Source organism: Dankookia sp. GCM10030260 (genome assembly GCF_042666655.1).
Classification (GTDB): Bacteria; Pseudomonadota; Alphaproteobacteria; order Acetobacterales; family Acetobacteraceae; genus Paracraurococcus.
The window spans coordinates 1-8,128 of sequence record NZ_JBHTDE010000048.1; the positions used below are offsets into that span (position 1 = coordinate 1).

The following is an 8,128-nucleotide window of genomic DNA, read 5'->3' on the forward strand; positions in this document are numbered from 1 at the left end:
TCGACGCCGGTGATGATCTCCATCCCGCACCCCACCCGCTGCCCTTAACGGCGCTCGAAAGAACGCCCGTAAGATCAGAAGGCAGGTTCAGACTAATCCCGGTAGGCGGCCCTCTGCGGATGGGTACTTTGGGGATGCGGTGCCGGCGATCGGCGTTGGCCTTGAACGGCATGGCGGAATCCCTCACTGCTCGAGGGCTCGCCTCTACGCCAGCCTACCCCAACGCGCCTGACCGAACGACCCATGCAACAAGATGAATCACAGGCAAAACCGCCAACGGCATCACTCTTGAGTCATTCCTTCAGGGCGTCGGTATTACCTCGGGAGGCTGTGTCGCGAGCACGGTTGTGGCACACGCCGCTTACGACGTGCGTCATCGCACCAAGGCGTCACCGACCCTGGTGCCTCGTTCTCGGCCACAGGAGTAGGCTGGCCCAGAGCGCACATAGGACCGCAGCGGAGACGTAGGTAATCCTGGTCGAGAATGACTCCGGCGTGCTCGTCGGCAGGGGCGAGATGCCAAGCCCGAGCAGGATCAGAAAAGTCGTGAGCGCGCCCGCATAGGCTTTGCCGAACTTCGGATCGGTGGCTGCTCCACTTCCAAACAGGAGTCCCACGACAAACACGGCAAGGAACAGGCCGAGCAGGGTTGGCCGAGTATCCAAGACGGTGAACACGAACGATGCCACTACCCCGCCCAAAATATTGACCAGAACCAGATCAAATGCGGCGCGGCGGCTTGTGGCTAAATCCAGCTGATTAAGAATCGAAGCGACTGTCACCGGTATTACAATCGCCGACGACAGACGGCTGTCCACGAGGCAAAGGATAACGGCGGCAACGAGGATCGACGCGTTAGCGACGGAGCGAAGTAGGGCGAACTCGACAGGCACGGGTAAGATCGGCGGCGCCGCGGCCATGCCACCTTGATCAGGGAAAAGTGCGTGAGTAGCCCAGGCAAGCAGAGCACCCCCCCCTACGGCGACGCCGAAAAGAACACTTATGGACTCGCCGAGGTCTTGGTGCAGCATGTTCATCAGCGGGACCATGATGGCGATTACCAGGACGAGGAAAGGCGCCTGCCCGCCTTTCCCGGTCGCCTGCGCGAAGAAGCAGCCGAGATAGAGAAGCCAAAGCATCGCTGTGAACAGCGCCGGACGGCTGCCGAGGAGCGAGGTCATCAGGTCCAGTCCCTGACCAACGCTGATGATCAGGATGGCCATGCCGAATGCTTGCGCTCCCTTGAGCGGGCTACGGCTTGCCACCAGGAACTGGGCGGCGAAGAGTGGCGCAAGGAAGGGTGTGATCGAGCCGGCCGCTACCATCATGGTCATGCCCCCGGCAACGGCAACGGCAATGCGGAGCGCCTGCTGTCGAGCGCGCTCTGCTTCGGGTGCTGTCGGCGCGGCAGGCACAGCGCGGACGGTAGCCATGTCAGCTGGCGTAGGTGAGCATGGCGATGAGCCGGATCCAGAATGCGCCGATAGCATTCATGACGGGGTTGCTGCCCGTATAGATGACGACACTGGCTTGCGAGCCATAGCGCACGCCTTGGGGCGGCCTTTCGTCAAAGACCAGCCGGACAGCGAAGCGTTGCGGCTCGCGGATCCAACCAGTGTCATTCCGGAACGTCGGCAGTCCCGCGTTCGATGTGCTTTCCGACGCTACCCCCCATCCGATACTCTCGACCCGTGCCTCGAACACGCGGCCCGGGAGAGTGTCGAAGACGACCTCGGCGGTATTGCCGCCGCGGATGTGCTCCAAGCTGTTCTCCTTGAACGCCGCAGAAATCCAAATGGTACTGGCATCCAGAAAGGTGAGTGCGGCCTGTCCGGCGCCGATGAAGTGACCCGGCGAGAGTTGAAGGTTTGTCACGACGCCATCCGCAGGCGCGTTTACCGTCGTCCGCGTGACGTCGAGACGCGCCCGTTCCAACGATGCCAGAGCCTCGCGGATTTGCGGATTTCGGTCGCCAACAGGGCCGAGTTCCTGACGGGCTTTCTCCAACTCCGCCTCAGCCGCCGCGACCATCGCATCACTGCGTTCGAGACCTGCCTTGGCTTCGTCATAGCGCGCCGGCGGGTAGACGCCACGCCGCACCAGCTGCATCACGCGCCCTGCCTGCTGACGGATGTTGTCTCGGTTAGCGCGGGCATCGATGACACGGGCCTGCGCGGCATCGACGGCGGACATACTGGCCCCAACGCCCTGACCGATGCGCAAGAGCCGCGCCTCCGCCTCCTCGACGGCAATGCGATATGGCTGTGGGTCGATTGTGAAAAGCGCTTCTCCGGTGCGGACTGGAGCGTTGTCCGCGACAGCGACGCTCGAAACACGGCCCGGAACCTCGGCCGCCATTTGCACAACATAGGCCTGCACCACGGACTGCGACGAGGACGGCGTACTGCGTTCCATGGCAATCGACACAGCGAACAGCAGAACAAAAGCAGCAAGAACCATCAACGCGATCGAGCGAGACGAGCCGGGTGTAGGCGACGACGACGCGCGATCTACCTCGAGACTTGATGTCTCCGTCATCCCGATCCCCTCCAATTCAAGGCGCGTAGCAAAGGTTGCTGCCGAAGCACTGCCATATTAGGCGACTGAACGGCCCGCCTCAGATTGCCCGCCGGCGAGCGTGCGCAGTTCCAACTTCACCAATCGGCATTGCCAACCCACATCAGGTTGGGGCGGCATCACCTGGGTCGGCGACAACTGCCGTTCGGACGAACAGGGCGCGGACCTTTGCCCAGAAATTGCCGCCGAGCACAAAGAAACTGGCGACCAACATTAGGTCGCCGAGGAGTTGAAGCTGCCATAGGTTGGGCCGGAGGCCTGGTGCAAGGGTATCGACGTAGGGTTCCAGCCAACCCGAGATCAGGGGGAGGCAGAACATGACCAAGCCCATTCGGTAGCGTGTGCTGCTGACGATCGCGTCGGGTGCCAGTTTACCCGCGTACCCGAAAAGCATTCCTTTGAGCTGTTGGAAACCCGCTTTGCCCATGACGCCGATGACGGCGAGAAGCAGCAACTTGTTTGTAATAAAAATCGTGCCGGTCAGGGCTGCTATCTTGCTGGCTGGTAAGCCGGTCACCGCCGCCTGTGGGATGAACAGCCAGAGGAGAAATGCCAACACAAACAGCGCGATCCCGAACTTGAACCGCCAGCCGACGGACCCTGTCCCAGTCTCTGTCGCACTTTCATTCGCCATCGATTAAGCCTTCTTTCGCGTCAGAGTTCGCTGCGCCCGGTCGGCGATCAAACCGCCCGGATGCGCGGTGCAGCTGGGTATCTGTATGTCGCCCGACGGTGGTTTGGAGCCCGCTTTGTGTTGGCGGTCGAGCCTTAGTGTGTCAAAGGCTTATCACTGATTGCGACCGCTTCGGTGAAGGTGACGTTCGCAGGCATAATCAATGTCCACGCTGCTTGAGAAAAGCTCGAGCCTGCCGCTCGCCGTCGGCCATGAGGTTTGCAGCGAGTGCCGTGCTACGGTCGAGTTTACCGGCATGGTCAAGTGATTCCTGCAGTCCAGCAGACATCTCGATGCATGGAATGTGGTAGGGCCGGTCGGGCTCCTCGCGGTAGCATTTCGGAATGCCGATTGGCGCTTGTACGTCAAAGCCTTGTAGGAACTCGGGGCGGAACGCGTCAGCCAGCAACAGGTCGTTGATGAAGCCAATGGAGCGCAGCTGCTGAAACAACGAGGCATTACCAACCAACTCATTGCGACGGTCCGCGATCGCATCAGGTAAACCCGGCACGTTTTTCGAACCGGTGGCGTTGATTTTGATTACCCAGATTTCGTCGGGGATGTTTTCGGCTCCCACGCATCGCGCCCTGATCAACTCGCTGACCGGAGGATTGTCGGAGAAGAGGCCGTCCCAGTAGGCACCACCGTCAAACTCGACGGCGGGGAAGATGCTCGGCACGGCGCAGGAGGCCAGGATGTGCTCGACGCGCAGCGCGGAGGCCCTTGAAGTAAACTGTGCCAAATGGCCGTTGAGCCCATTCACTGCGCCGATCAGGAGTACCGGGCGGAGCTCGCTGGGACCCCAGCTTCGCAGTTCTGCGAAGTCGATATGCGCCTCGAGCAAGGCACGCAGGTCGGTGAATTGAGGACGAAATACCTTCGCCACCATACCCGTCGCCATCTGCGTCAAGATGGAGCTTGGGCTTCCTTGGCGGATCGCCACATGGCTGCTGCTCACCGCACGGAGCAAGCCAACGGTGAAGCTGTTGTACGCCTCCTCGGCAGGTGACTGCGCGGTCCAGCGGTCTTCTCGCGCTGAGCCATAACATGTGGCTCGACGAGCCCTGGTTCGGGCGCTCGTCAATCGCGGCAGGTCCTGGCACGGCGCATCATCTTGCGGCATTTAATCTTGGTCAGCCTCCCTGCCTGCATTCATCGGCTCCGCAACCTTGCTCGACGCCTTCGCCGCGGTAAGGCACTAGATCTGAGTGAGCAGGGCTTCGTTGTGTCCAGACAGTCAATCGGGCTGGCGAATCCCCCTTCAGCTCTGCTTGAGGGTATTGCCTGTACCCCACGCTATGACACTTGACCGGCCAAAGTCGAGGCAAGAGCCCGACCGGAATTTCTAATCTACGCGTATGGCTTTGCCTTAAAGCGCCGACGCACGCTGGATTATGGACGTTCGCCTTGCATCACTGCAGCGCCGATGTGTCATTCGGGACAGGTAGCACTGAGCGAGTTAGCTCACACATAGCGGCGTTCCCATGGCACTCGTGGGCGCATTTCCAATGAGAATTGGCTTTCGTTTGATCATGTGGCACCGCATGATCGCTTCGGGAGGAGCGTCGATTAGGCCGTCCTGCTGCAAATCCGTTTAGACGTGGAGTTGGGTTGGACCCGACTAAGTGTCTATCTGTCGTGAGGTCTCCGATGTCCAACTCCTACATGCCACGACGGGCGTTCTCGCCGTCCCGCCGCTCGCTACTCACCCTCGCGGCCGGCGGGGCGGCTGCCGCGGCACTCTCCGCCTGCTCCCTCCCCACCCGGCTGCCCGCGGTGCCGCGCGGCGGCGCCAGCACCGCGACGGTGCTCGGCGTGCCGAACGAGCGCTTCTTCCCGACCGAGGCGGCCGGCCAGGCGGGGCTGCAGCGGGAGTTCGTTGCCGCCGGCCAGCGCAAACTAATCGCGCGCGGCTTACCCGCAACCGCGCCGCTGCCAGAGCTGGACCTGCTCGGCATCTCGGGCGGGGGCGAGAACGGGGCCTTCGGCGCTGGGCTGCTCAACGGCTGGACGGAGCGCGGCGGCCGCCCCGAGTTCTTCCTGGTGACCGGCATCAGCACCGGCGCGCTGAGCGCGCCCTTCGCCTTCCTCGGCAGCACTTGGGATGCGAAGCTCAAGAGTGTCTACACCGACATCACGCTTGCTGATATCATCGTGCAGCGCAACTTCACCGCGGCGATCTGGCATGATGGCATGGCTGACAACACCCCGCTGTTCGGCACGATTTCCCGCTATATCGACGAGCCGCTACTGGTCGAAATCGCCCGCGCCTATGACGGCGGGCGGCTGCTGCTGATCGGCACCTCGAACCTCGACGCGCAGATGCCGGTGATCTGGAACATCGGCGCCATCGCCAAGAGCGGCCATCCGAAGGCGCTGGACACGATCCGGCGCATCCTGCTGGCCTCCTCGGCCATTCCCGGCGCCTTCTCCCCGGTGCTGTTCGACGTGACGCAGGACGGCAAGCCGTTCCAGGAGCTGCATGTGGATGGCGGCGCCTTCGCGCAGGTCTTCCTCTATCCCGCCAGCGTGTCGCAATATCGGAAGGAGCGGCGGGCGAAGGGCATGCCGGTAGCGCCGGCGCGGGCCTGGGTCATCCGCAACGGCCGGCTCGATCCCGAATGGGCCTCGGTCGACCGGCGGACGATGGGCATCGCCAGCCGGGCGGTCGCCTCGATGATTTCTTCCGCGGGGTACAACGACGTGTGGCGGATCTATTCAGCTGCCGAACGCGACGGTGTAAACTACAATCTGGCCTTCATCGGTCGCGACTTCACGGTTGAATACGACAAGCCATTCGAGCAGTCCTATATGCGTCCGCTGTTCGAGTACGGTCGGCAGCGCGCGTTGCAAGGTGATGCCTGGGTGAAGCGGCCGCCAAGTTGAGGGTGGCCGACGTCCATCAGCGCACGCGGCAGCGGATATAAACTACCCTCCTACCAGCGGGACGCCGATAAGAGTGTGCCAATCCACGTTCTTCTGACTGGCACATTCATTTGACATTGAACGAGAAGGTTCCCGCAAGCTTTAGATGATGTTCAGGAAGTCGGAACGCATCGAAGTGCGGCTTGCTGACCTTCAGATTGTCCGTATCCACATCGACATAAGGTATGAACACCCCCTTTTCACGAGATCTTATTTTGTTGCGCGTTAGGAACGATTGTGACGCCCGGGTCGGACTTCTTGCCCTCCAGCAAACGCCGGCGAGGGCATGCCCCAGCGAGCCATCGTCAGCTCGCGGCCCTCGGGCTGGTTGCGGACGATCGGCGCGGCATAGTCCGGGAAGACCCCGGGCAGCGGCGGCAGGTTGCCGGTCCGGTCGCTCATGGCGCGGGTGAACTCGCGGATGGCCTGCTGGCCCTTGGTGATGCTGTACAGGTTGCACATGGCGTGACCGAGCCTCCTTGCGGGCCAGGGGAGGGCTGCCCGGCGACGATCAACGAGGCCGCTGCGCTCGGCAAGTCGGGCATCAGCGAAAGTCCTGGCTGCCGGGCAGCTTCGGCTTCGGGCGCTGGCTGCCGGGCTCGGGGCGGCGGACCTCGTCGGCCCGACCGAGCGCCTCCTCCGTCCAATCCTGGTCTTGGGTGGCCCCGTTGCCAGTGTTGCCGTCGATCTCGGCCAGCCGGCTGAGCAGGTCGGAGCGGTCGAGCAGCCGCTCGACGATGAGGTGGGTGATCGGCACCTCGGCCTGCGCGACCTCGCGCTCCACCCGCCCCTCAGCGATCAGCAGGCGCCCCGAGACCAGCGCCGCCCGGTCGCGCGCGGCGATCCGCTCGAAGACGACGAGGTTCGCCACCCCGTGCTCGTCCTCGACGGTCAGGAACACCACCCCTTTGGCCGAGCCGGGACGCTGGCGGATCAGCACCAGCCCGGGCAGCCGCAGCTTGGTGCCGGCGCGCATGGCGTTCAGCTGGCGAGTATCACCGCACTCCAACGCGTCCAGCCGGGGCCGCAGCAGCGCCAGCGGGTGACGCCGGAGGATGAGGCCGGTCGCCAGGTAGTCGTCCGCCACCACCTCGCCCTCGGTCTGGTCTGGCAGGGTGACGGCAGGCTCCGGCACCAGCGGCACCTGCGTCGCTAGGGCGGCCGCCTCGGTGCCGGCAGCGACGGCGAAGAGCGGCAAGTCCTGCGGCCCGTTCGCCACGCCGCGGGCGTCCCAGCCGGCTCGGCGGCGACTGGCGCCGGTGCCGGCAAAGGCGTCCGCCCCGGCCAGCGCCTCGAGCGCCTGCCGCTCGACCCCGGCTCGCAGAGCGGCCTCCTCGACCGAGGCAAAGGGCGCGCCGTTGCGGGCCCGCCGGGCTACCAGGAGCGCCCGCGCATCCGCCTCCTGCAGACTGCCCGCCGAAACCGGCCTCCGATCGCCGTAAGTCAACGGTATTGGTGCTAGCCCTGGCGTGGTAGGTTAGAACGGATTCGAACCAACAAGCCAACCAACCAACGAGAGCAATGCAGTAGCAGCTATTCTCCGGGACGCACGACGCGACTCTTGTCGTTCTCTCCGTCGCGATCGCCGTGGCCGCATCCTACACTGCCCTCGACCTCGCCAGTCGGGTCGGCGACGCCACGGGGTGGGCCCGGCGCGCCTGGCTGGCCACCGCGGCAGTGGCCATGGGGGGTGGCGTCTGGGCGATGCACTTCGTCGCCATGCTCGCCTTCCTGCTGCCCGTGCCGATGGCCTACGACCCCGGGCTCACCCTCCTTTCCCTCGTCGTCGCCGTCGGCGTCACCGGGATTGGCTTCGCCATCACCGGCTACGGCGCGGGTCCCGCCCGCACCGGTCTCGCCGGCCTGCTGATGGGGCTCGGTATTGCGGCCATGCACTACACTGGCATGGCCGCAATGCGCATGCCGGCCAGCGTCGAATACAACCCTCTCCTG

Annotated in this window: 8 protein-coding genes and 1 pseudogene; 3 read left to right on the forward strand and 6 right to left on the reverse strand. The window is 63.8% G+C overall.

Going from position 1 to position 8,128, the window contains the following annotated elements; genetic code table 11:
- Positions 1–389 precede the first annotated feature (389 nt).
- The 4 genes from ACFQS7_RS30340 to ACFQS7_RS30355 form a co-directional block, all read right to left on the reverse strand.
- Complete coding sequence (locus ACFQS7_RS30340; protein WP_380070882.1) at positions 390–1,433, reverse strand: FUSC family protein; 1,044 nt, start codon at positions 1,431–1,433, stop codon at positions 390–392.
- Position 1,434: 1 nt separating this feature from the next.
- Positions 1,435–2,538 (reverse strand): HlyD family secretion protein, encoded by a 1,104-nt coding sequence (locus ACFQS7_RS30345; protein WP_380070883.1) that lies wholly within the window; start codon positions 2,536–2,538, stop codon positions 1,435–1,437.
- Between the two features lie 142 nt (positions 2,539–2,680).
- Complete coding sequence (locus ACFQS7_RS30350; protein ID WP_380070884.1) at positions 2,681–3,211, reverse strand: transporter suffix domain-containing protein; 531 nt, start codon at positions 3,209–3,211, stop codon at positions 2,681–2,683.
- Positions 3,212–3,410: 199 nt separating this feature from the next.
- Positions 3,411–4,151, reverse strand: a complete 741-nt coding sequence (locus tag ACFQS7_RS30355; protein WP_380070888.1) for a patatin-like phospholipase family protein — start codon at positions 4,149–4,151, stop codon at positions 3,411–3,413.
- Positions 4,152–5,026: 875 nt separating this feature from the next.
- On the opposite strand from ACFQS7_RS30355, the gene ACFQS7_RS30360 reads away from it, so the two are divergent.
- Complete coding sequence (locus tag ACFQS7_RS30360; protein ID WP_380070885.1) at positions 5,027–6,136, forward strand: patatin-like phospholipase family protein; 1,110 nt, start codon at positions 5,027–5,029, stop codon at positions 6,134–6,136.
- A 264-nt stretch (positions 6,137–6,400) separates the two neighbouring features.
- Here the strand turns inward: ACFQS7_RS30360 and ACFQS7_RS30365 are convergent, their stop codons facing one another.
- Positions 6,401–6,637 carry a hypothetical protein gene (locus ACFQS7_RS30365; RefSeq protein ID WP_380070886.1) on the reverse strand — a complete coding sequence of 79 codons (237 nt, stop codon included), beginning with the start codon at positions 6,635–6,637 and terminating at the stop codon, positions 6,401–6,403.
- A gap of 82 nt (positions 6,638–6,719) precedes the next feature.
- Positions 6,720–7,622, reverse strand: a complete 903-nt coding sequence (locus tag ACFQS7_RS30370) for a hypothetical protein (protein ID WP_380070887.1) — start codon at positions 7,620–7,622, stop codon at positions 6,720–6,722.
- A gap of 110 nt (positions 7,623–7,732) precedes the next feature.
- Here ACFQS7_RS30370 and ACFQS7_RS30375 point away from each other — a divergent pair.
- Both ACFQS7_RS30375 and ACFQS7_RS30380 read left to right on the forward strand, forming a co-directional pair.
- A pseudogene (locus tag ACFQS7_RS30375) lies at positions 7,733–8,014 on the forward strand (MHYT domain-containing protein); the annotation flags it as partial.
- Positions 8,015–8,044: 30 nt separating this feature from the next.
- Positions 8,045–8,128: MHYT domain-containing protein (locus ACFQS7_RS30380; protein WP_380070889.1), on the forward strand; the 84-nt coding region annotated here is incomplete at its 3' end.